The organism is Lysinibacillus sp. GbtcB16 (assembly GCF_019091145.1).
Classification (GTDB): Bacteria; Bacillota; Bacilli; order Bacillales_A; family Planococcaceae; genus Lysinibacillus; species Lysinibacillus fusiformis.
In genome coordinates this window covers 1-257 of sequence record NZ_JAGXJV010000587.1, presented here as the reverse complement: position 1 = coordinate 257, position 257 = coordinate 1, and the positions used below count along the sequence as shown (strand labels likewise).

At 33.9% G+C, this 257-nt stretch carries 1 protein-coding gene; it reads left to right on the top strand.

Translation table 11 applies throughout. The features are described from left to right. A partial coding sequence (locus KVT27_RS25330) for a hypothetical protein (protein WP_217582244.1) occupies positions 1–201 on the top strand: 201 nt, incomplete at its 5' end. Positions 202–257 lie beyond the last annotated feature (56 nt).

The following is a 257-nucleotide window of genomic DNA, read 5'->3' as shown; positions in this document are numbered from 1 at the left end:
TATCATATTGATATGAATATTGGGAGAAAACCGACAGCTGATAGATGGTATTCAGAAGCAGCTAAACAATTATTAACAAATATATATTATCAACGTCCGACAAGAATAACACTTGATGACGGAGAAGAAGTTGATTATCCTATTTTAGAAATGGAGTATGAGGAGCCATCTGAACGAGTTGGAGTAACAATACTGGCTTAATACATATTTTTCGATTTGGGAAAAAGATAGAGAAAATTCACAGAAAGAAGTGGGGA